At 71.9% G+C, this 21,764-nt stretch carries 18 protein-coding genes; 12 read left to right on the top strand and 6 right to left on the bottom strand.

Annotated elements, in window-relative coordinates; genetic code table 11:
* The first annotated feature begins 410 nt into the window (after window positions 1-410).
* The 7 genes from rpsB to EW117_RS03125 all read left to right on the top strand — a co-directional run bounded on the left by rpsB (window position 411) and on the right by EW117_RS03125 (window position 6,571).
* Window positions 411-1,400, top strand: a complete 990-nt coding sequence (gene rpsB / locus EW117_RS03155; protein ID WP_129783555.1) for a 30S ribosomal protein S2 — start codon at window positions 411-413, stop codon at window positions 1,398-1,400.
* 105 nt (window positions 1,401-1,505) lie between these two features.
* A complete protein-coding gene (gene tsf / locus EW117_RS03150; RefSeq protein ID WP_129783553.1) occupies window positions 1,506-2,345 on the top strand; it encodes a translation elongation factor Ts in 840 nt (279 codons plus the stop codon).
* A gap of 175 nt (window positions 2,346-2,520) precedes the next feature.
* On the top strand, window positions 2,521-3,276 hold the full coding sequence (gene pyrH, locus EW117_RS03145; RefSeq protein WP_129783551.1) for a UMP kinase: 756 nt from the start codon (window positions 2,521-2,523) through the stop codon (window positions 3,274-3,276).
* Between the two features lie 133 nt (window positions 3,277-3,409).
* Window positions 3,410-3,967, top strand: coding sequence for a ribosome recycling factor (gene frr / locus EW117_RS03140; protein WP_129783549.1), 558 nt, complete (start codon window positions 3,410-3,412; stop codon window positions 3,965-3,967).
* Between the two features lie 47 nt (window positions 3,968-4,014).
* On the top strand, window positions 4,015-4,863 hold the full coding sequence (locus EW117_RS03135; protein ID WP_129783547.1) for a phosphatidate cytidylyltransferase: 849 nt from the start codon (window positions 4,015-4,017) through the stop codon (window positions 4,861-4,863).
* Complete coding sequence (rlmN, locus tag EW117_RS03130; protein ID WP_129783545.1) at window positions 4,863-6,023, top strand: dual-specificity RNA methyltransferase RlmN; 1,161 nt, start codon at window positions 4,863-4,865, stop codon at window positions 6,021-6,023. The genes EW117_RS03135 and rlmN overlap by 1 nt, the downstream gene beginning before the upstream one ends.
* 5 nt (window positions 6,024-6,028) lie before the next feature.
* A complete protein-coding gene (locus tag EW117_RS03125) occupies window positions 6,029-6,571 on the top strand; it encodes a DivIVA domain-containing protein (RefSeq protein ID WP_129783794.1) in 543 nt (180 codons plus the stop codon).
* A 147-nt stretch (window positions 6,572-6,718) separates the two neighbouring features.
* On the opposite strand, the gene EW117_RS03120 is transcribed toward EW117_RS03125, so the two are convergent.
* A complete protein-coding gene (locus EW117_RS03120; RefSeq protein WP_129783543.1) occupies window positions 6,719-7,114 on the bottom strand; it encodes a MerR family transcriptional regulator in 396 nt (131 codons plus the stop codon).
* A 59-nt stretch (window positions 7,115-7,173) separates the two neighbouring features.
* On the opposite strand from EW117_RS03120, the gene EW117_RS03115 reads away from it, so the two are divergent.
* Both EW117_RS03115 and EW117_RS03110 read left to right on the top strand, forming a co-directional pair.
* Window positions 7,174-8,409, top strand: a complete 1,236-nt coding sequence (locus tag EW117_RS03115; RefSeq protein WP_129783541.1) for an MFS transporter — start codon at window positions 7,174-7,176, stop codon at window positions 8,407-8,409.
* Between the two features lie 134 nt (window positions 8,410-8,543).
* Window positions 8,544-10,238, top strand: coding sequence for a vWA domain-containing protein (locus tag EW117_RS03110; RefSeq protein WP_129783539.1), 1,695 nt, complete (start codon window positions 8,544-8,546; stop codon window positions 10,236-10,238).
* Window positions 10,239-10,254: 16 nt separating this feature from the next.
* On the opposite strand, the gene EW117_RS03105 is transcribed toward EW117_RS03110, so the two are convergent.
* Window positions 10,255-10,533: a hypothetical protein gene (locus EW117_RS03105; RefSeq protein WP_129783537.1), complete on the bottom strand. Its 279-nt coding sequence runs from the start codon at window positions 10,531-10,533 to the stop codon at window positions 10,255-10,257.
* A gap of 119 nt (window positions 10,534-10,652) precedes the next feature.
* Entirely contained in the window at window positions 10,653-11,927 is a 1,275-nt protein-coding gene (locus tag EW117_RS03100; RefSeq protein WP_129783535.1) for a hypothetical protein, read from the bottom strand.
* Between the two features lie 189 nt (window positions 11,928-12,116).
* Between EW117_RS03100 and EW117_RS03095 the strand changes: the two genes are divergently transcribed.
* Window positions 12,117-12,389, top strand: coding sequence for a hypothetical protein (locus EW117_RS03095; protein ID WP_207211726.1), 273 nt, complete (start codon window positions 12,117-12,119; stop codon window positions 12,387-12,389).
* A 25-nt stretch (window positions 12,390-12,414) separates the two neighbouring features.
* Here EW117_RS03095 and EW117_RS03090 read toward each other — a convergent pair whose 3' ends face one another.
* Together EW117_RS03090 and EW117_RS03085 are read right to left on the bottom strand one after the other, a co-directional pair.
* A complete protein-coding gene (locus tag EW117_RS03090) occupies window positions 12,415-13,698 on the bottom strand; it encodes a DUF418 domain-containing protein (RefSeq protein ID WP_129783533.1) in 1,284 nt (427 codons plus the stop codon).
* A 53-nt stretch (window positions 13,699-13,751) separates the two neighbouring features.
* Complete coding sequence (locus EW117_RS03085; protein WP_165362428.1) at window positions 13,752-15,899, bottom strand: DEAD/DEAH box helicase; 2,148 nt, start codon at window positions 15,897-15,899, stop codon at window positions 13,752-13,754.
* Between the two features lie 127 nt (window positions 15,900-16,026).
* Here EW117_RS03085 and EW117_RS29285 point away from each other — a divergent pair, with 127 nt between their 5' ends.
* The gene (locus EW117_RS29285; RefSeq protein WP_165362427.1) at window positions 16,027-16,680 is read left to right on the top strand and encodes a hypothetical protein; all 654 of its coding nucleotides are present in this window, start codon (window positions 16,027-16,029) and stop codon (window positions 16,678-16,680) included.
* Between the two features lie 92 nt (window positions 16,681-16,772).
* On the opposite strand, the gene EW117_RS03075 is transcribed toward EW117_RS29285, so the two are convergent.
* Entirely contained in the window at window positions 16,773-19,787 is a 3,015-nt protein-coding gene (locus EW117_RS03075) for a TIR domain-containing protein (RefSeq protein ID WP_129783529.1), read from the bottom strand.
* A 151-nt stretch (window positions 19,788-19,938) separates the two neighbouring features.
* Here EW117_RS03075 and EW117_RS03070 point away from each other — a divergent pair, with 151 nt between their 5' ends.
* Complete coding sequence (locus tag EW117_RS03070) at window positions 19,939-21,753, top strand: RyR domain-containing protein (protein ID WP_129783527.1); 1,815 nt, start codon at window positions 19,939-19,941, stop codon at window positions 21,751-21,753.
* The last annotated feature ends 11 nt before the right edge of the window (window positions 21,754-21,764 follow it).

Raw genomic sequence — 21,764 nt, 5'->3', positions numbered from 1 at the left:
TGAGCCCAAGTGCCTCCTGTGGTCGCGCTCGCCTCCTGATCCCGCCGCCGCGAGGGTCTCTCCGAGGGCGGGAGACGTCACAGCCGCGCCCCGGCGGCAGGGTCCTCGTACCAAGGACTGTTCGGGTAGACTTCCATCCGCGACCGGCATGCACCTGCCATCGGGCGGACGGACAGCTTCGGCTGACAGCCTGCCCGCAGGGAGAACCCGGTCGACAACGCGCGTCACATCAAGTCGCGTCCGGCAGCGGTCCGGCCCACAGGGTCGGCGTCGGGCACGGCGTGGCGCCAGGGGCACCGAGCAACGAGGGTGCCGATCCAACCCAACCGCGCCCCGGGCACCATTCCGGGCCGCCTGAAATGCGTGCGGAGTCCCCGAGATGATCTCGGACCGCACCGAAAGGACGTGTCATGGCCGTCGTGTCCATGCGCCAGCTCCTCGAGAGCGGTGTCCACTTCGGACACCAGACCCGCCGTTGGAACCCGAAGATGAAGCGCTTCATCTTCACGGAGCGCAACGGCATCTACATCGTCGACCTGCAGCAGTCGCTGCACTTCATCGACAGCGCCTACGACTTCGTCAAGGAGACGGTCGCCCACGGCGGCTCGATCCTCTTCGTCGGCACCAAGAAGCAGGCACAGGAGCCGGTTGCCGAGCAGGCCGCCCGCGTCGGGATGCCGTACGTGAACCACCGCTGGCTCGGTGGCATGCTCACGAACTTCACCACCGTGCACAAGCGCCTCCAGCGCCTCAAGGAGCTCGAGGAGATCGACTTCGACGACGTGGCCGCCTCGGGCCTCACGAAGAAGGAGCTCCTGGTCCTGCGTCGCGAGAAGGACAAGCTCGCACGCACGCTCGGCGGTATCCGCGACATGGCCAAGGTTCCCTCGGCCGTCTGGATCGTCGACACGAACAAGGAGCACCTCGCGGTGGACGAGGCCCGCAAGCTGGGCATCCCCGTCGTCGCGATCCTCGACACCAACTGCGACCCCGACATGGTCGACTACGCGATCCCGGGCAACGACGACGCGATCCGCTCCGTCACGCTGCTCACCCGCGTGATCGCGGACGCCGCCGCCGAGGGCCTCATGCAGCGCCACTCGGGTGGCAGCAAGACGGGTGCTGAGGCCGAGGCCGCCGCCGAGCCGCTGGCCGAGTGGGAGCGCGAGCTCCTGGCCGGTAGCGAGGGCACCGTCGATGCTCCGGCCGAGGCCGGCGAGGGCACCGTCGCCGCGGCGTCCGCCGCTGCCGCCGAGGCCGCCACCCCGGCCGCTCCCGCCGAGGTCGTCGAGGCCGCGGAGGCCGTCGAGGCCGCTCCGGCCGCCGCCCCCGAGGTCACCGAGGCTGCCGCAGAGGCCGCCCCGGAGGCTGCCGAGGCCGAGGCCGAGACCGAGAAGTGACGCGTCGCGCTGACCGGGTCCGCATCGGGCGGGCCCGGTCGGCGCACCGCTCCTCGGGTCGTATGACCTCCCACGAACACCACGACTGCACGGAGGACCAGAACAATGGCGAACTACACCGCCGCTGACATCAAGGCGCTGCGTGAGCGGACCGGCGCCGGCATGCTCGACGTCAAGAAGGCCCTCGACGCCGCCGACGGCGACGCCGAGAAGGCCATCGAGATCATCCGCACCAAGGGCCTCGCCCGCGCCGCCAAGCGCGAGGGCAACACCGCCTCGGAGGGCCTCGTGGCCGTCAAGGTCGAGGACACCGCGGCCGGCCAGGTCGCCACGATGATCGAGCTGAACGCCGAGACCGACTTCGTCGTGAAGAACGAGAAGTTCATCGCGCTGGCCGAGTCCGTTCTCGAGGCCGCTGCGGCCGCCGGGGCTACCGACGAGGTCGCGGCATCCGCCGCGCCGTCCGCCGAGGGCACTGTCGCCGACCTCATCGCCTCGCAGGGCGCCACGCTGGGCGAGAAGATCGTCCTGCGCCGCGTCGCGCGCGTCGAGGGCCCCAAGGTCACGACCTACCTGCACAAGACGGCCAAGGACCTGCCGCCGTCGATCGGCGTCCTCGTCGTCACCGACGAGGCCGGTGCGGCGGTCGCCAAGGACGTCGCGCAGCACGTCGCGGCGATGGCCCCGAAGTACCTCTCCCGCGAGGACGTCCCGGCGGACGTCGTCGAGAAGGAGCGTGCGATCGCTCTGGAGACCTCGAAGAACGAGGGCAAGCCCGAGGCCGCCCTGCCGAAGATCGTCGAGGGGCGCCTGAACGGCTTCTTCAAGGAGGTCGTTCTCATCGACCAGCCGCTGGCCAAGGACCCGAAGACCACGGTCGGCAAGCACGTCTCCGCCGCGAACGGTTCCCTGACCGCGTTCGTGCGTTTCCGCGTCGGTTCCTGACGCAGCTCGTTCGGCCCGGTCCGCGCTTCTGCGCGGGCCGGGCCGACGCATACGCGGGCCGGTTCCGTACCTCCGCGCAGAGGTGTGATGCCCGCGAGTCGGGCAGTATTCCGAGTGGACAGGGTTCCCGCGAGGGCCAGTGTCCCGGCAGTGACGACCGAAGGGTGACGGACCAGTGAGTGACGAGGCGACCCAGAACTTCGCGGTGGACGTGGAGGGCAAGCCTGCCCGGCGCGTGCTCCTGAAGCTGTCGGGCGAGGCGTTCGGCGGCGGCAGCGTAGGGCTCGACGCCGACGTCGTGCGGCGTATTGCGAAGGAGATCGGTGTGGCCGTGCGCGACGGCGTGCAGGTCGCCATCGTCGTCGGCGGCGGGAACTTCTTCCGCGGCGCCGAGCTGAGCGTGGCCGGCATGGACCGCGCCCGCGCGGACTACATGGGCATGCTCGGCACGGTCATGAACTGTCTGGCCCTGCAGGACTTCCTGGAGCAGGCCGGCGTCAAGACGCGCGTGCAGACCGCCATCACGATGGGCCAGGTCGCGGAGCCGTACATCCCGCTGCGCGCGATCCGGCACATGGAGAAGGGCCGCGTCGTCATCTTCGGCGCGGGAGCCGGCATGCCGTACTTCTCGACCGACACCGTCTCGGTGCAGCGCGCGCTGGAGACGCACTGCGAGCAGGTGGTCATGGGCAAGAACGGCGTCGACGGCGTCTACGACTCCGACCCGCGCCGCAACCCCGACGCGAAGAAGCTCGACCACCTCACGTACACCGATGCCCTCGTGAACCGGCTCGGCGTCATGGACGACACGGCCCTGGCCATGTGCCGCGACAACGATGTCCAGATGCGGGTCTTCGGCATGGAGGGCGAGGGCAACGTCACCCGTGCGCTGGCCGGCGAGCCCATCGGCACGCTGATCACCACGCGCTGAACCTCCGCGCGCCCCGTCGACCGGCGGGCTAGTCAACCTTTTCGGCCAGCCGGGCAGCGAACCTTTCGGTAGCCGGGCAAAAGTGTCCGTAGAGTGGCCCCGGCACCACCCGTAGACGAATGAAGGAGCAGTGGTGATCGACGAGACCCTCCTCGAAGCCGAGGAAAAGATGGAGAAGGCGATCGAGGTCGCCAAGGAGGACTTCGCGGGTATCCGCACCGGCCGCGCCAACGCGGGGATGTTCAGCAAGATCACCGTCGACTACTACGGTGCGCCGACCCCGCTGCAGCAGCTGGCGTCGTTCAACATCCCGGACGCCCGCACCGTGATGGTCGCCCCGTTCGACAAGACCTCGCTGCCCGCGGTCGAGAAGGCGCTGCGCGACTCCGACCTGGGCGTGAACCCGGCAACTGACGGCAACGTCGTCCGCATCGTGCTGCCCTCCCTCACTGAGGAGCGCCGCCGTGACTACGTGAAGCTCGCCAAGTCGAAGGCGGAGGAGTCGCGCGTCTCGGTGCGCAACATCCGGCGCAAGGCCAAGGAGACGCTGGACCGCATCGTCAAGGCCGGCGAGGCCGGCGAGGACGAGGTCGTGCGCGCGGAGAAGGAGCTGGACAAGCTCACCAAGAGCCACGTCGACCAGATCGACCAGCTGCTCTCCAGCAAGGAGAGCGAGCTGCTCGAGGTCTGATGTCCGCACCGCCTCGAGAAAGCACAGAACGCAATGCCCACACCGCCGTGAGCCCCGAGTCCGAGTCCGAGCCCGTACCGGCCGGAAAGCAGTCGCGCGCGGGCCGCAACCTGCCTGCGGCGATCCTCGTCGGCCTCGGGCTGCTCGCGCTCGTCGGTGTGTCGCTCTACTGGCGGCCGGAGCCGTTCGTGCTCTTCGTGATCGTCCTGCTGTGGGCGGGGCTCTGGGAGCTGCGGCAGGCGTTCGCGCGCCGTGACCTGCGCCTGCCGATGGTGCCCCTGTTCGTGGGGACGGCCGGGATGCTCGTCTCGGCGTACCGGGGCGGCGCCGAGGCGCTCTTCGTCGCGTTCGTGCTGACGGTGGCCGCGATGGTGGTCTGGCGGGCGCTCGACGGCTCCGGCCTCGGCGCCGTGCGGGACTCCGCCGCCGCCGTCTTCGCCGCCGCGTATCTCCCGTTCCTCGCCGGGTTCGTCGTCCTCATGCTGGCGCAGCCCGACGGCGAGATCCGCGTGGTGCTGTTCATCCTCCTGGCGGTCGCCAACGACACGGGCGGCTACATCGCCGGCGTCATGCTGGGCCGGCATCCGCTGGCGCCGACCGTGAGCCCCAAGAAGTCGTGGGAGGGCCTGGCCGGCTCGATCCTGCTGGCCACCGCCGTGGGCGTGCTCGGAGCGGTGTACGGGCTGGGCGAGAGCCCGGTGCTCGGCATAGCGCTCGGCGCCATGACCGCCATCACCGCGACTGTGGGCGATCTCGCTGAATCGCTCCTCAAGCGTGACCTAGAATTGAAGGACATGGGCTCATTGCTCCCGGGGCACGGGGGCGTGCTGGACCGTCTCGACTCGATGCTGATCACAGCGCCCTTCGTCTATCTTGTGCTCTCGGTGGTTGCCTGATGAAAACTCCCCTCGCCCAGCCGACAGTCCGGCCCTCGGACGAGACCCCTGCGATCCCGCTGCAGATGGCGCCCAAGCGCCGCGGCAAGCCGCCGAAGCACTTCGCCGACCTCACACCCGAGGAGCGCGTCGCCTCGGTCGTCGAGGCGGGGGAGCCGGCGTTCCGGGCCAAGCAGCTCGCCACGCACTACTTCACGCACTTCACGAGCGACGCGACGAAGATGACGGACCTCCCGGCGAAGTCCCGGGAGGCCCTCGCGACCACCATGTTCCCCGAGCTGATGCGGCCCACCCGCAAGCTCGAGGCCGACGGCGGCACCACGGTCAAGACACTGTGGCACCTGTTCGACGAGGCCAAGGTCGAGTCCGTCCTCATGCGCTACCCGCAGCGCACCACGCTGTGCGTCTCGAGCCAGGCCGGCTGCGGCATGGCCTGCCCGTTCTGCGCCACCGGCCAGCTCGGCCTGACCCGCAACCTGTCGACGGCGGAGATCCTCGAACAGGTCCGCGCGGCGTTCCGCTCGCTGGCAGAGGGCGAGATCCCCGGCGGGGCCACCCGGCTGAACAACCTGGTGTTCATGGGCATGGGCGAGCCGCTGGCCAACTACAAGGCGGTCATCGAGACGGTGCGGACCCTCGTGGCGCCGCAGCCGGAGGGCTTCGGCATGTCGGCCCGCAACATCACCGTCTCGACGGTGGGCCTGGTCCCGGCGATGCAGAAGCTCACCAAGGAGGGCATCCCGGTGACGCTCGCGCTGTCGCTGCACGCGCCCGACGACGACCTGCGCTCCGAGCTGGTGCCGATCAACACGCGCTGGAGCGTGGACGAGACCCTCGACACCGCGCGGAACTACTTCGAGGTGACCGGGCGTCGCGTGTCCATCGAGTACGCGCTGATCAAGGACATGAACGACCACGCGTGGCGCGCGGACCTGCTGGGCGAGAAGCTCAACGCCCGCGGCCGCGGCTGGGTGCACGTGAACCCGATCCCGCTCAACCCGACGCCGGGTTCGATCTGGACCGCGAGCGACCGTGAGGTCGAGGACGAGTTTGTGGCACGATTGCGCGGTCACGGGATCCCGACCACGATCCGTGATACCCGCGGGAGCGATATCGACGGAGCCTGCGGGCAGCTTGCGGCTGAGGAGGACGACGAGTGAGTGGGATGTTCAACAGCGTTCCCGCGCTGCGCACCGGGTACGACAAGGACGAGGTCGACGAGTTCTTCGAGCACGCCCGGCAGGCGTACGAAGGACGCACCGCGGACCGGCTGACGAGCGCCGACATCCAGGCGTCCACGTTCGACCTGACCCGCGGCGGGTACAACACGCACGAGGTCGATGCGGCGCTCGACCGGCTCGAGGCGGCGTTCATCGCCCGGCAGCGTGCGGAGTACGCGGCGGCACACGGTCAGCAGGCGTGGATGAACGCGCTCGCCGAGCGCGCGCGTTCCCTGTACGGGCGCCTGGGCCGGCCCGACGGCGAGAAGTTCGCCCCCGCCGACCGTGGTACGCAGGGCTACGACAAGGACGACGTCGACGACCTGTGCGACCGGCTCATCGGGTACTTCGACCGTCAGGAGCCGCTGACGGCCGGCGACATCCGGTCGGCCACGTTCGGCCGCGCCCGTGGCGCCGACGCCTACGACGAGGCTTCGGTGGACGCGTTCCTGAGCCGCGCGGTAGAGGTCCTGCTCGGCGTCGAGTGACCCTGCGCCGAACAACTGTGGCGAGGTAGAACTCTGGCGAGGTAGAACCAGGGCGAAGTAGAACTGCAGATGCTGCGGTTCTATCTCGCCCTGGTTCTACCTCGCCACAGTTCTACCTCGCCCTGGTTCTACTTCGGCGGAGCGGGGTCAGACGGCTACCGCGGGTTCCTGGGCCTCGCGGAGCAGGACCTCGTGCTGGGTGGCCGTCAGGAAGCTGCGGATCGCGTCGCGGCTCTTGGTGAGGCAGTCGATGCGCGCCTGAACACCGACCAGCTCCGTAGCGAGCTGCTCCGCGATCTCTCTGGGGCAGGTCGGTTCCGCGCGGGCCGCGGCGTCCTCGGTCTCGAGGAGCACCTTGACGAGCCGGGTCGGTATGCCGGCCTGGACCAGTCCGGCCACCCGCCCCAACCGCTCCACATGGGCCTCGGTGTAGGTGCGGTAGCCGTTGGGCGCGCGGTCCGCGTCGAGCAGCTCCTGCTGCTCGTAGTACCGGATGAGACGGGTCGTGACACCCGTCCGAGCGGCCAGCTCACCGATCTTCATGACCCACCTCCGCGCAGGGCTTGACATTGACACCAGTGTCAAACTTTAGCGTTGCGGACATGGAGACAACAGGCATTACCCCAGTCCAGGCGGTCGCAGGTTCCCGCCCCCCGGTGCCGCCCGCCGACGTCCTGCCGTGGCCGTCGCTGCTGGTGCTCGGCGCCGGCACCCTGTTCATGGTCACCGCCGAGATGCTGCCCACGGCCGTGCTCGAGCAGATGAGCACCGGCCTCGGCGTCGCCGAGTCGAGCACGGGTCTGCTCGTCTCGATGTGGGCCGCAGTCGTGGTGGTCCTGAGTTTTCCGCTGGTCCGGCTGACCCGCCGGTGGGACCGGCGCGCCGTGATAGCCGGCGGGCTCGCCGTCCTGGCGCTGTCGTCGGCGCTCACCGCCCTCGCCCCGACGTTCCCGGTGGCGGCCGGCGCGCGCGTCCTGGGCGCGTCCGCCGTCGGGCTGCTGTGGGCCACGACCAACGCGCACGTCGCCGACCTGGTCTCCGACCGGCTGCTCGGGCGTGCGATCGCCGTGGTGCTCGGCGGCGCGACCCTCGGGATGGTGGTCGGCACGCCGCTGGCCCGGCTCGTGGCCGACGCCGCGGGCTGGCGGGCCTCCTTCTGGGCCCTCGCGGTGCTGAGCCTCCTCGCAGCGGTAGCGGTCCGGACGGTGGTCGCCCGCGCGGCCGGGCCCGACGGCACGACGCCGGACGGCAGCGTGCCCGGCGCGGAGGGCATCGCCGTCGCCCGGCGGGGGATGGGACGGCTCCTGGCGGTGACCGGGCTCGTCGCGCTGGTCCTGGTGGGCCACTACGGCGCGTACACGTACATCACGCGCCTGACCGAGGGCCCGGCGCAGGCCCTGCCGGGCGGGATGAGCACCCTGCTGCTGGCGTTCGGGCTCGCGTCGGCCGTCGGGGTGGCGCTGGCCGGCCGGCTCGGCGACCGGAGCGGGCCCGCGCTCGTGGTGAGCGTGGCCGCGACAGCGCTGACCGTGCTGGGCCTCGGCGTCGTGGACGTCAGTCCCGTGATCGGGATCGCCGTCGTCGTGGCGTGGGGAATCGTGTCGGGCGGGATGCCGCCCTTCGCGCAGACGCTGATCCTGCGGCTGGCCGGGCCGGAGCGCCGCTCGTTCGCGGGGGCGCTGATCCCGGTGCTGTTCAACGGTGGGATCGCCGTCGGGGCCGCGCTGGCGTCGCTCGTCGTTGCGGGCTCGGGTGTGTCGGCGCTGCCGCTGCTGGGCGCGGTAGTGGTCGGCGTGGCGGCGGTAGGCCTGGCCCTGACGCTCCGCCGGGCGCGATGAAATCCGGATGAACGGTCGGTATACGTACTGTTCATCCGGGCTATGTCGTACGTCTGATATGCCACGATCTCACCGTCAGGGCGCGTCTGATCGGACCTCCGGCGGACACGCGGAGCCGTCCGGAAGGGTGCGACGTGGAGACGGAGCGGAACAAGGCCGGTGGTGCGGGGCGCAGGGGACCGAAGCCGGTGATCGGGGTGCTGGCGGTCCTCGCGGTGGTCGTGGTGACGGGTGTGGCGTTCCTGATCAACCAGCGGCCGGCGAATCCGGTCACGCTCAAGGTCCTCGCGGGCTCCGAGCTCGCGGACGTCATGGGCAGTGCTGAGCTCATGGACGACCTCGAGGCCGAGACGGGCGTCACGCTCGAACCCACCTACGTCGGGACCTTGCAGGGGGCCGACTCCGTCGTCAACGGCGGAGCGCAGTGCGGAAGCGGGGCCGACACGGGGTGCGACCTGGCGTGGTTCTCGTCGAACGACTACATGGAGCTCCTGTGGGACGAGAAGCGGAGGCTGGTGGAAGGCGCCGAGGAGCCATGGGTGACCCAGAGCGGTGAGACCATGCGCTCGCCGGTCGTGCTGGGCGTGAAGACCGCCGTCGCCCAGCGGCTCGGCTGGACCCAGGACCGGACGGTGCCCTGGAACGAGATCGCCGACAGCGCGGCCGACGGCTCGCTCTCCTTCTTCATGACCAACCCGGCGACGTCGAACTCGGGCTTCTCGGCGCTCGTGGGGGTCGCGTCGGGCTTCGACAGGAACGGCGACGACCTGAACCTGGAGGACGTGGACCCGGCGCGGGCCGCCGACCTGTTCTCCGGCCTGATCCGGACCGCCGGGAGCTCCCAGTGGCTGACCGACCAGTTCGTGGCCCACCAGGACGAGGCCGATGCGATAGTCAACTACGAGTCCGAGCTGATCGCGCTGGCCGGCTCGGGCAGGCTCGCCGAGGACCTGGTGATCGTCTACCCGGAGCGCACGGTGTATGCGGACTACCCGGTCCAGCTCCTGGACCCCGCCCACCAGGACGCCTACGGCGCGATGGTCGAGTGGCTCGCGGACACGGGGACGCAGGAGCGCATCTCCGCGGCCACCCATCGCCGTCCGGCCGCCGAGAGCGGGGTGCTCGCCGACTCGTCGATCCCCCGGATGGACCCGGTCCCCGTGCCCCTGCCCGAGGACCTGAACACCGCCAACGGGCTGATCGACAACTACCTGCGCGACTATCGCGACCCGGCGCACACGATCTACGTGCTGGACACGTCGGAGTCGATGTCCGGGGCTCCGATGAACCAGCTCCGGCAGTCGTTCGGCGACCTCACGGGCAACGACTCCTCGGTCACGGGCGAGTTCACGCGCTTCCGCCAGGGCGAGCGGATCACGATCCTGCCGTACGACACGGTGCCGGGTACTCCGGCGCAGTTCACGCTCGAGGATCCGGAGCTGGACCCGCAGGAGCTGGACCCGCTGCGCGAGCATGTCTCCGGGCTGGTCCCCGACGGTGAGGGGACCGCGATCTACGCCGCGCTGGAGGAGGCCTACGCGCTGGTCGAGGACTCGCAGGCCGAGGGGGAGGGGTACTACCGGTCGATAGTGCTCATCACCGACGGCGAGAACAACGACCCGGACCTCGGCCTCGCCGGGTTCGAGGAGAACTTCGGCGCGGAGAGCGGCGGGTCCCTCGGCACCCCCACGTTCATCGTCATGCTCGGGGACGACGACCGCTACGTGCGGGAGATGGAGTCGGTGGCGGAGCTGACGGGCGGCCGGGTCTTCGACGCCGCGCAGACGTCCATCCGTGCGGCGTTCAAGGAGATCCGCGGCTACCAGTGAGCGCCGGCCGGCCCGGTCACCGTCCGTCATCCGCCCGCAGCGCGATGATCCAGGCGCCGATCAGCCCCGTGACCAGCACCGCCGCGGTGCCGACCAGCCAGACGTTGTCGTGCGCCAGGAGCGACACGATCGTGAGCACGAGGCCCAGCCCAGCGCTGCCCATGATCACCGAGAACGGACCCGGCCCGCGCCCCTTGGCCCAGATGGCGGCGCACAGCGCGACGATCATGGCCACGAGCAGGCCCCCGATCACGCCCCCAGCGACATTTCCGAAGAACTCCCTGATCGCCTCCATCGTGCGGCGCATCCTCCCTCACTCGTCGCGCCGCGGTGTCCCGGGCGGTGGATCCCGCCGGAAGTCTTCCACGCGCGGGCACGCCTGTGGAAGGGAAGTACGAGGGCTCGGCGAGCGAGTCAGCAGGCAGGGGCCACCGGGTCCGGCGAGCCCGTGTTGACGTACGCGTCCGAGACCCAGTTACCCGGCCCGATCCGGTTCCACACGTTGGTGGTGCCGTAGGTCCCGGTGACGGTGGTCCCGGTGGCCGTGCACTCGATGACGACGTTCGCGTAGTTGCCCGCCTGCCCGACGGCGGCGGTGCCGGTGCCGGGTCCGGAGCGCACGGTCAGCGGTCCGCCGCTGGTGCGCACGACGCCCTTGGGGCCGCTGCCGGTCCACAGGTAGGTGACGTCGGTCCAGGCGTTGTCGGTCAGCCCGACGGCGTCCCAGAAGGTGCCGTCCCCGAGGTCGATGCCGGCCGGGTTGGCGACCCGGCGGCCGAACCCGTCGAGCCCGCCGTTGTAGCCGTCCTGATAGGCGGCCTGCGCCTCGGGCTTGCCCTGGGGCAGGTCGGTCCAGGACTGCCGGGTCCCGGCCGGGTTCCAGTAGTCGTCGGTGGTGTTCCACGGGCCGACGTCCCACACGGGTGCGTACGCGCAGCGGCCCGTGCTCGGCGCGCACACCCGCACCGAGTAGCTGCCCGAGTTGTTCGACGACAGCCCGCGCCGCGACGGCAACGCGACGAAGTGGTCCCGGTTCGTGATGACGTGCCCGTTCGCGGTGGTCCCGCCGACCAGGCCCTCGCGGGTGGCGTAGACCCGGTACGTGTTCTCGCCGGACGTCGTCCCGGCCTCGGCCTCGACGTCCTGGAGCGACCGTGACCGGGGTGCCTCGGGCGTCAGCATCACCTCGCGCACGGCCGGCCCGGCGTCCGGCTCGCCGAGGAGCGTGACGCGGGCCTGGACGGTCTCGGACGGCACGGGGAGCGCGGAGCCCGCCGGGACCCACTCGGTCCAGGAGTCGGGGCCCTGGTCGGCGAGCCGCCCGCGGACATCGACCAGCACGGAGGTGCCGGCCGGTGCCGTGGCGTCGACGTCGGCGGCGACGGCGCCCGCGGGGGAGTCGAGGACCACCGGCTCGGCGACGAGCTGCCCGGACGCCTCCTGGCGCTGGGTGATGCCGGAGCCGGCTGCGGTCTCGAGCCGGAGCGCCCCGCCGGAGTGGCGCACGCCGGCGTCGTCGGCGGTGCGGGTGGTGAGGTCGACGGACCAGGCCTGCGCGGCGGGGCCGGCGTCGGAACCGGTGCCCGGAGCGAAGGCGGCGACGGTGGTCCCCGAGGCGATCACGAGGGCGCAGGTGGTGGCGGTCAGGAGGGCGGCACGGCGGCGGGTCCTGCGTACCTGGGTCAGCATGTGCTGAATCTAAGCGTCCTGCTATTTCACCCGCCAGGGGAAGCGGGTGAATTCCCGGTTGATGGGCGCCCTGTCCGGCAATCCCGGACGAGGACTGCCGGGTGGCGCCGCAGGTGTCCCGTGCACCCGGCCGCGTGGTGCATGATCGGGGGAGCAACCACGAGCAGGTAGACGAGCAAGGAGAACCCCGTGTCCGAGTTCCTGGCCGACAAGCCCGGCAAGTACGACCTCGACGGCGACGGCATCACCGACATCGAGGTGGCCGACACCGACGGCGACGGCGTGGTGGACGCCCAGTTCGAGGACTACGACGCCGACGGCGTCCCCGACGTCGAGCTGCACGACACCAACGGTGACGGGCGGCCCGACGTCGTCATGGAGACGGCCGGCGGGACGCGGACGATCTCCGTGGACACCGACGGCGACGGCGAGGACGACGCGGTCGACTCGTTCCCGGCGTAGCTCCGGGATCGGGCCCGTTCCGGGCTCAGGCCTGGACCGGTGCCTGCACGGGCCGCCCGTAGACCAGCCGGCGCAGCAGCACCTCGGCCGGCCCGCGCCGGCCCGTGCGCTCCTGCCAGACGGCGAACGCCACGGTCAGCGCCCAGACGAGCACGGCGTACAGCAGCATGCTCCACGAGGTGAGGTGCTCGCCCAGCCCGAACCCCCACGCGGTGAGGATCGGCGCGCAGAGCACCGACTGCAGCAGGTAGGACGTCAGCGACCGCTTGCCGACCGCCTGGACGGCGCCCGCGAACGGGCCGTCCGTAGCGAGCAGGTTGCGCGACGGCGCTCCCGTGCGGCGCTGGGCGACCCAGTGGCCGATCAGGCCGAACAGTGCGACGTAGCCGAGGCCGCCGAAGAAGCCCGTGAAGATCTGCACGATCCAGAAGACCCAGGCCGCGTGGTCGGGCACGCCGATCGCGCCGACGTGGTCCAGCGCGGACGGCAGCGGGCCGAGCCAGCCGATGGTGATGCCGACCACCGCCACGCGGCGCAGCAGCGGCAGGTGCTCGCCCGGGTTCTCCAGGATGCGGCGCCGTCCGGCCCAGAACGCGAGCAGCAGCATCATCGGCACCACGAGCATGAAAACGCCCTGCACGACCGTCCCGGTCACCCAGTACTCCAGCCGTTCGACGATGGAGTCGAGGTACGACGTCGTCGCCATCGAATCGGTCGTGGGGGCGAAGTCGGCGGCGATCGCCTGCGCCTCGGCGTCGTCGGCCGGGATCTGGGCCGTGAAGTACGCGCCGATCACGGCGAGCACCGTGACGATCGCCAGCAGGGCGCCGAACACCCAGGTCCACACGATCAGGGTGGCGTCCTTGGCCTTGAAGAAGAGCCACACCATGAGCAGGCCGGCGAGGCCGTACGCGCCGAGCACGTCGCCCATCCAGAGCAGCGCCGCATGCACTGCCCCGAACGCGAGGAGCAGCCAGTTGCGCTTCTGCAGGAGCCTGCGGGCGGAGGCCTCCGACGTGCCCGAGGCGACCTGACGGTTGTAGAGCTGCATCATCCCGTAGCCGAACAGGAACGCGAACATCGGGTAGGTCCGCAGGTCCACGAGCGTGATGATGAGGAAGTCGGCCACCTTGTCGATGGTCGAACCGTCGAGGGGGTGGGAAGCGCCGGGGTTCATCTCCCGACCCCAGAGGTAGAACGGCGTGTTCGCGATGGCGATCAGCAGGAGCATGAACCCGCGCGCGAGGTCCGGCGCCGGTGAGCGCTCAGCGGCCTGGACGGGTCCCCTGGTCAGGGCTGTGGTCGACATGGGTACATCACAGCAGGCCGGGGGCAGGACCGCGAGGAATCCCCCGGAGGTACTTACGCCGCGGACTCGCCCAGCCGGGCGCGTTCCTCCTCGACGATGCGCCGCGCGAGCTCGGCGTCGGCGACGTCGGCCCCAGGCGTCACCGCGACCGTGGAACGACCGGCGTACTCCGCGAACAGCTCGGCCTTGGTGCCCAGGATCTCCAGGAGCCGCTCGTCCACGCTGTTCTCGACGAGCAGCCGGTGCACCTGCACGGTGCGGACCTGGCCCATTCGGTGCGCCCGCGCGATCGCCTGCGCCTCGACGGTCGGCTTGACCTGCGGCTCGCACAGGATCACCACGGAGGCGGCCTGGATGTTCAGCCCGACGCCGCCCGCCTCGATCTGGCTCACCAGCACCTTCGGCTCCGCCGCCCGCGTGAACTCGTCGACCAGCTCCTGCCGCCGCCGGGCGGGCACGGAACCGGTGATGGGCCCGATCGCGAGCGGGCCCAGCTCGGCCAGCACCGTCTCGATCACGTCACGGAAGAACGAGAAGACGACGACCTTGCGGTTGTTGTCCATCGCCTCGGCGACGATCTCGCGCAGCCGCACGAGCTTCGCCGTCGGCTCGGGGGCATGGACGAACGCGGCCCGGCGCATGTCCGCGAACGAACGCTTGAGCACCGCCCGCCGGTAGGCGGCGCCGTCGTGCTTGCCGAACCGCTCCCACTCGTCGACCTGGACCAGCTCGGGCAGCTCCGTGAGCACGTCCTCCTGGTTGCGCCGCAGGTACACGGTGGAGACCGACCGGCGGAACGCCGCGGCTCCGGCCAGGCCCGCCGCCGGGTCGATCGACTCCGCGACCTCGGGCTTGAGGTAGTCCACGAGGCTGCGGAACTCGTCCACGGTGTTCTCCATCGGCGTGCCGGTCATGAACAGCACGCGCTCGGCCGTGCCCGCCCAGGCGGCGGTCCGCTCCGAGCGCTGGGCGCGCGGATTCTTCACGTAGTGCGCCTCGTCCACGACGAGCAGTGCGGGCCGCGGCATCCCCGCGGCGCGCAGGTGCCCGAGCTGCGGGAAGGTGACGATACCGACGCCGCCGTCCGCCACCCAGGTGCGGATGCCGCCGTCACGATCGTCGCCCTGGAGCACCCGGACCGCCAGGTGCGAGTGTGCGGCGACCTCGCGGGCCCAGTTCGCGGCCACGCTCGCGGGGCAGATCACGAGGAAGTGCCGGCGACCTCGGGCGGCGAGGTGCGCCATGGCGGCGATGGCCTGGACGGTCTTGCCCAGCCCCATCTCGTCGCCGAGGATCGTGCGACGCTGCACCAGTGCGTACCGGGCGCCGAACGCCTGGTATCCGCGCAGCGAGACGGTCAGGAGCGAGGTGTCCAGGTCCTGGGCGAGGACCTGGTCCACCACCTCCTCGGGCAGGTAGCCCTCGGACGCCTCCACGTCGATGCCGAGGTCGACGAGCTCGCCCAGCGCTGTGAAGTAGGTGGCGGCGCGGGCCTCGTAGTCGCGCCAGACCTCCGCGTCCGACGTGCCGGTCAGCGTGCGGTCCAGCCGTTCCAGGGCTTCGGTGACGGCGGAGGCGTCGAGGCCGTCGACGGTCTCGCGGAGCCGGGTCAGGGCCGTGTCGGCCGTCGCGGTGCGCTCGCGGCCCGCGAACAGCCGCTTGACCAGGGTCGCGCGCAGGGCGCCCACCTCGGCCAGCCGGGCCAGCTTCGGCACGTCGACGTCGACCCGCTCGCCCCACGCGTCGAAGAACCGGTTGACCTGCTCGTGGGCGTGCAGCGCGCGCACCAGGTCGGTGGCGAGCGGGTCGCCCGGGTCGTGCTCGATCCGGAAGGTGAGCGCGTCGTCGACGGCGTCGAAGATCTGCTGGGCGGTGTCGCGCAGCAGGCGGGCGGTCCTGGGCCCGACGCCGGGGATCGCCTCGAGCTCGGCCGCGTCGGCGTCCAGCACCTGGGCGACCGTGCGGTAGCCCGCGGCCTCGACGGGCCCGAGGCGCAGGGGTGCGGTGCTGACGTCGCGGATCCGGTCGGCAGGCACCTCGGCGAGCTCGGCCCGCACTCGCGCGTCGCGGGCGACGCGGTACGCGACACGCACCCGCTCCGGGGCGGCGTCGCGCTCGGTCAGCGCGTCCGTGCCCAGCGTGTGGCGGGTGCGGGCCTGTCCGAGGAGGTCGCGGGAAGCGGCGCGGGACCAGTTCTCCATGGCGGCTGACGGTACTGGGTGCGTGCCGGGACGGGGGCGCGCACGCGCCGTCGTCCGGCGACTGGGGTGCATACCGGACTGAACGCCCGTTCTGGTAGTTTCGTCGCACCGTGGACAGGAGGAACGAGTGAGCACGGACGCACTGCCTCAGCAGGCACAGGCGGCGCAGGTCACCGCAGCAGGGGAGACGACGTCGGGCGTGACCACGCCGGGCGTCCCGACGTCGGGGGCGACGCCGGCCGTCGCCGAGGACGCGGGCACGCAGCAGGTCGCGGGCCCGGAGCAGGACGAGACCGCGGAGCGCGAGGACAACCTCGAGACGCGCACCGCCGCCAGGCTGCACGAGCTGGTGGTCTCGGGCGCGGAGAAGCTGCCCGGCGAGACCGGCAGCACCGTGTCGAAGCTGGCCGTGGCGCTGCTGTCGTTCGGCAGCCAGGCCGCGGCGAAGGACCAGGAGAAGCCGGCCACCAAGCTGATGGGCGAGGCCGTCCAGCTGTACAAGAGCCTGGACGACGACGACCCCACCAAGCAGCGTGCCGTCCTCGAGCACGCGCTGGAGACGTTCACGACGTCGACGCTCGGCGGCAAGGAGCGCTCGCAGGTGCTCGAGGTCGCCGAGGAGGCGATGAGCCTGTGGGGCAAGCTGCGCGGGACGTCGTCCGACCTCGTGAAGAGCGACGCCGCCACGTCGATGCGCTCGCTCGCAGGCGTGCTGCGCAAGGAGGGCCGCGACGAGGAGGCGGACGAGACGGAAACCGAGGCCAAGCGCCTGGAGTCCTGACCTTCGTCTCGCCGAGGTAGAACTGCAGCGAGGTAGAACTGGGGCCGGAGCGCTGATCAGCGCTCCGGCCCCAGTTCTACCTCGCTGCAGTTCTACCTCGGCGAACCGGGCGGGCAGGTGCGGCCCGGCATCAGGCTGACGCCGTCCGGCATGTCGGCCGGGGTCGGCTGTCTGCCCGCCATGGCGCAGGCGCGGGCGATCATCTGGTCGTCCGAGAAGGTCCAGCCCGTGGTGACGCCGTGGTCCTGGACCACGAGGAGCTGGCCGTCGGCGGCGTGCACGTCGCTCGCCGCCGCCTCGCCGCCGGGCGAGTACAGCCGGGTCGCGAGCTCGCCGACCTTCTGACCGGTCCTGATGTCGAAGAACGCGAGGGCGGCGCCCTCGTTCCGTGCCACGAGGTCCGGCCCCGGCAGCACGGCCATGACGTCGCCGTAGGTGCCGGTGAGGTCCAGTCCCTCCGGCTCGCCCGGCCCGACGACGGGGCGCAGCCGCACCTTCGCGTCCAGGCCGAGCGTGACGAGCTCGTCCGGCAGGGAGGTGTCCTCCGCGCTGCTGCGCGCCCCGATCATGTGCACCTGCGCCACGCTGCTGCCGCGTACCGTCCACACGTCCGTCTCGCCCCGGGCGGCGGCCGCCAGGTCGGCGACCCGCAGCGAGAAGTCGCGGGGCGCGACGGCGACCTGGCTCCCGTCGTCGGCGACCGTGACCCGGCCGGGCTCTGCCCACTCGGGCCGGAGCCGCGGCTCCTCGCCCAGCGGGCCGGGCACGTACACGGCCCGCTCCTGGAGCCCGGCGTCCAGCAGGTGGAGCCCGGAGCACGCGTCGACCAGCAGGACGTCGTCCCGCGTGCGCTGGGCGCTGACGATCTTGGCGCACTCCGGGCCGCGCCGGTCGAGTCCGGGCGCGATGAGGTCGCGGAAGCCGGCCTCGTACCCCGCGGCGGTCCCGCCCTGGGTCTGGTAGGCGTCTCCGGCCTGGGTGATGAGCAGGAGGCGGTCCCGGTCCAGCCAGACGGGCAGCAGCGGCCGCCCCGCGTCCTCGGTGTCGGCCGGCAGGGTCACCGTGCCGAGGCCGTGGATCGTGACCGTGCCGTCGGACCAGGACGCGGCGGTGCTGGCCTCCTGCGTCGACGCGTCCCGGAAGGTGGCCAGGACCGGCTTAGGGCCGGGTTCCCGAGCGGCCGCCGCCGCGCCCGCCGCACTCGGCAGCGGCACGTCGCCGCGCGTGCCCGCGGTGCTCCACAGCGCGATCCGGCCGTCCGACGCCGCCGCTACGCGGTCGACGCCGACCAGCACGGGCGGGCCCGTGTGCCGGATGCCCGACAGGTGCCACGTGCGGTGCACCTCGGCGTCGGCGGAGATCTCGCACGCGACCAGCCCGTCGTCGGTGGCGACCAGCGCGCGCGTGGTGCCGTCGTCGATCGCCACGATCTCCGGGTCGGACCAGGCGCGCGGGACGGGGCAGTCCGCCGCGCGCATCGAGCCGTCGGCCCAGTGGTGCACGGTCACCGTGGTCCCGTCGGGGCCGGAGCTCAGGGTCGCCCAGTCGTCGAGCGAGGGTGAAGGGACGGCGCCGTCGGGCAGGTCGACCGGGTCCGGCCTGGCCAGCCCCAGGGAGTCGAGGCTGCGGATCTCGAGCGTGCCCGCCGCGGCGTCCGCCACGGCCACGGTGCGGCTGGAGCCGACCGCGAGGGACGTGACCGACAGCTCCGTGTCCACCGTGCTCCGGAACGCCAGGCGCTGCTCGGAGGGCAGCGCCGAGCCGTCGCCCGACGCCAGCAGCGCCAGGTCGCGGCCTGTGAGGCCGATGCTGCCGATCCGGTTCTTCCCCGTCGTGCCGTCGTACCAGGCGACGAGCAGCGTGTCGCCCTCCGGCGTGACCGCCACCGCCGTCGCGCCCGGCAGGTCGAGGTGCGTATGCCGGCTGGTGCTGCCCTCCGGCAGCGGCCCGAACCTGCCGACCGTCACGCCGAGGTCGTCCACCGCGGCGACCACCGCGCCGTCAGAGCTCCCGGCCACGACCGGCCCCCGTCGTCCCGGACCGGCGACCTCGCCGAACGGGGTGCGGTCGCCACGCAGCACGGCGGGAGCGCCATCGTCGGGGTTCCACCGCACCAGGTCGCCGTTGTCGGTCCGGCCGACGACGCCGGTGCCGGTCGGGGCGACGTCGGCGAGCCCGGTCTCGTCGGGCACGTCCACGGTGCGCAGCAGGTACGGGTCCGCGGGCTCGTTCGCCGTGACCGCGTTGAACAGCGCGGTACGGGTCTGCCCGTCGCGCAGCCGGTGGACCGCCTCGACGGCCAGCAGCTGCGCCGTCGCGGGATCGTCCTGGTGCACCACGTGCGACGTCGCGCCGAGCAGGTGCGCCGCGTTGGCGTTCACGGCGTCGTTCGCCCGGGTCGCCTCCCGCTCGGCGAACGCGAACGCGCCGACCGACAGGGCCAGCATGACGCCGAGCGCCAGGTTCACCAGGCGGTTGCGCATGCCGGCGGAGCTCTGCCGGGCGATGTGCGCGCCGAGGATCTCCTCGGTGCTGACGTCCGGGCCGCGCAGCGGCGCGACCAGCTCGGCGAGCGCGGTGGGCCGGTCCGGGTGGTGCCGCCAGAACCGACGCTGACGCAGCCGCGTCAGGTCCGTCCACTTCGGTTCGTGGTCGAGCCGCTCGGCGAGCGGCGCTGGCAGCGCGGTCGTGCTGATGGTGTCGATCTTGTTCGCGGTCTGGTCCCAGACGATCTTGCCGCTGGTCAGGGCGACCAGGAGGGTCTCGGGCTCGCGGTTGTCGAGCCACCAGGCCACCTCCTTGGCCACGTAGTGCGAGCTGGCGGCGCCCTCGGAGGCGAACAGGATGAGGTAGTCCGACCGCTCCAGCTTGCGCTCGATGGCGTCCCACAGGCTGGGGTTGTTCGCCAGGCCGGTCCGGTCGAGAAAGACGTTGAGGTCGGGCACGTCGTCGCGCCTGTCGAACTCGAGGAGCTGCGCGTGGAACGCCGGCGCGAACTCGCCGTCGGAGTCGCGGCTGTAGGAGAGGAACCCGTCGTACCGGTCGTGGCGCGGCACCGCGTGCGCCAGGCTGCTGGGCAGCAGCGAGCGGACTCTCCGATCGGTCATCCTTGCCCCGCAGCCTTTCGTCGGCAAATGTCGCGGTCCGGAGAGAAATGTATCCCCGGTGTGTAGTGTCGCCGCTGGTCATGACGCTAGCGACCTTTAGTCTGAAATGCACCGTTGGGTGTGCAGGCGGGTCGGACGAGAGAGGCATCAGATGGCGGCACCGGAGCTGGTGGTCCCCCGCGGCGGACCCCGGAGGCTGCGCGTGCGCCGGTCGTGGGTGCGCGCGGGCTTCACCGCACTGTTCGGCGTCGCGTTCGGGCTGGGCCTGTGGGGCTTCTGGATCTACCGGACCTCCCCGGACTTCGCCTGGGGCACCACCGGGTGGGACATCGTCTACTACTCCGTCCAGCTCTTCGTGCTCGGCGCGGAGGCCACCAACGAGGGCGGCGACCTCCCGTGGCAGCTCCAGGCCGCGCGCTTCCTCGCCCCGGTCGCCACCGGCTACGCCGTGTTCGAGACCGTGCGCTCCCTGTTCTCCGACCAGTTCGTGCTGATGCGCACCCGCCGGATGCGCGGGCACGCGATAGTCGTCGGCCGGACGCCGGCCGCAGACCTCATCGCCGAGGCGCTCGCGGCCCGGGGTGCGCTCGTCGCGCGGACCACCACCGGCGACGCCGAGTCGTTGCGCAACGCCGGGGTGGCCGGGGCCGCCGTCCTGTACGCCTGCGAGGCCGAGGACGACGAGCCCGGCGTCAACGTCCTGACCGTGGCCGTGGCCAAGCGCGCGGACCGGTACCCCGACCTGCCCGGCCTGCGGCTGAACGCCCACGTCAGCGACCCCGAGCTCGCCCTGGCCCTGCAGGCGCGGCACCTGAGCCACCCGCAGCCCGGCGTCGACTTCTTCACGCTCGGCGAGCTCGTCGCCCGATCCCTGGCCCGGCGCGACCAGACCGTCGCCCGTGGCGAGGCCCCGCACATCTCCGTCGTCGGGCACGGCACGTTCGGCCGGGCGCTCGTCGTGGCGTTCGCCCGGCTGCGGAGCGTCGAGATCGCGTCCGGCGGGGAGCCGCTGACCGTGACCCTGGTCGGGCCCGGCGCGCGGGACGCCGCCCAGGCGCTGCGCGCCCGCTGGCCCAGCGTCCGCGCGGCCTGCCGGCTCGTCCCCGTGGAGACGTTCGCCGACGTCCGGGCGATCGGCACGCCCCAGCGGATCTACGTGTGCCACGACGACGACGGCGACGCCCTCCGGCACGCCCTGCGCGACAGCGACCTCTGGCGCGCGAGCGAGGGCGCGGTGGTGCTCCGCCTCAACCGGCTCGCGGGGCTGGGCGGCCTGTTCGGCGCCCACGACGGCGCGATCCTCGACGATCTCGGCGGGCGGCTCGACGTCGTCGAACCCGGCACGCTGCTGCGCAGGGCGACCGCGCCCGGTGTGCTGGTGCACGACGACGTCTACGACCTCATGGCCGTCTCGGCGCACCTGACCTACCTGCGCAACCAGCGCGCACGCGGCGTGGCCTGGCAGAGCACGGCCGCCATGGTCTCGTGGCCCGAGCTGTCCGACGACCTGAGGGCCGCGAACCGCGCCCAGGTGCGCGCCATCCCCGACCGGCTCCGCCAGATGGGCTGCACCGTCGCACCCGCCGCCGACGCCGAGCACGGCCGGATCCCCGAGCCCGTGGTCGACGCGCGAGCCGTCGACGAGCACGAGCGCTGGATGGCGGAGAAGCTCGCCGGCGGATGGACCTACGGGCCCGAGCGGGACGACGTCCGCCGCCTGCACCCGGACATGAAGGCCTGGGACGAGCTGTCCGAGCCCGTCCGCGAGAAGGACCGCGCGGCCATCCGCGCCATCCCGGTGATCCTGGCGGACTTCGGCCTCCACGTGGTCCCGCTCGACGACGACGCCGGCTGGGAGGCCGCTGGCGAGGCCGTTCCCGAACCCCGCGGCGTGGTGCGGGGCTGGCGGGTGTTCGGCCGCGGCCGGGGCGAGCAGGTGCGGGCCGAGCAACCAGGCGAGGGCTGACGTGTGGGGCT

The sequence above is a fragment of the Promicromonospora panici genome, assembly GCF_900608595.1.
Classification (GTDB): Bacteria; Actinomycetota; Actinomycetes; order Actinomycetales; family Cellulomonadaceae; genus Promicromonospora; species Promicromonospora panici.
Note: the sequence above shows the minus strand (reverse complement) of the source record. Positions and strands in the feature narration are given on the sequence as shown.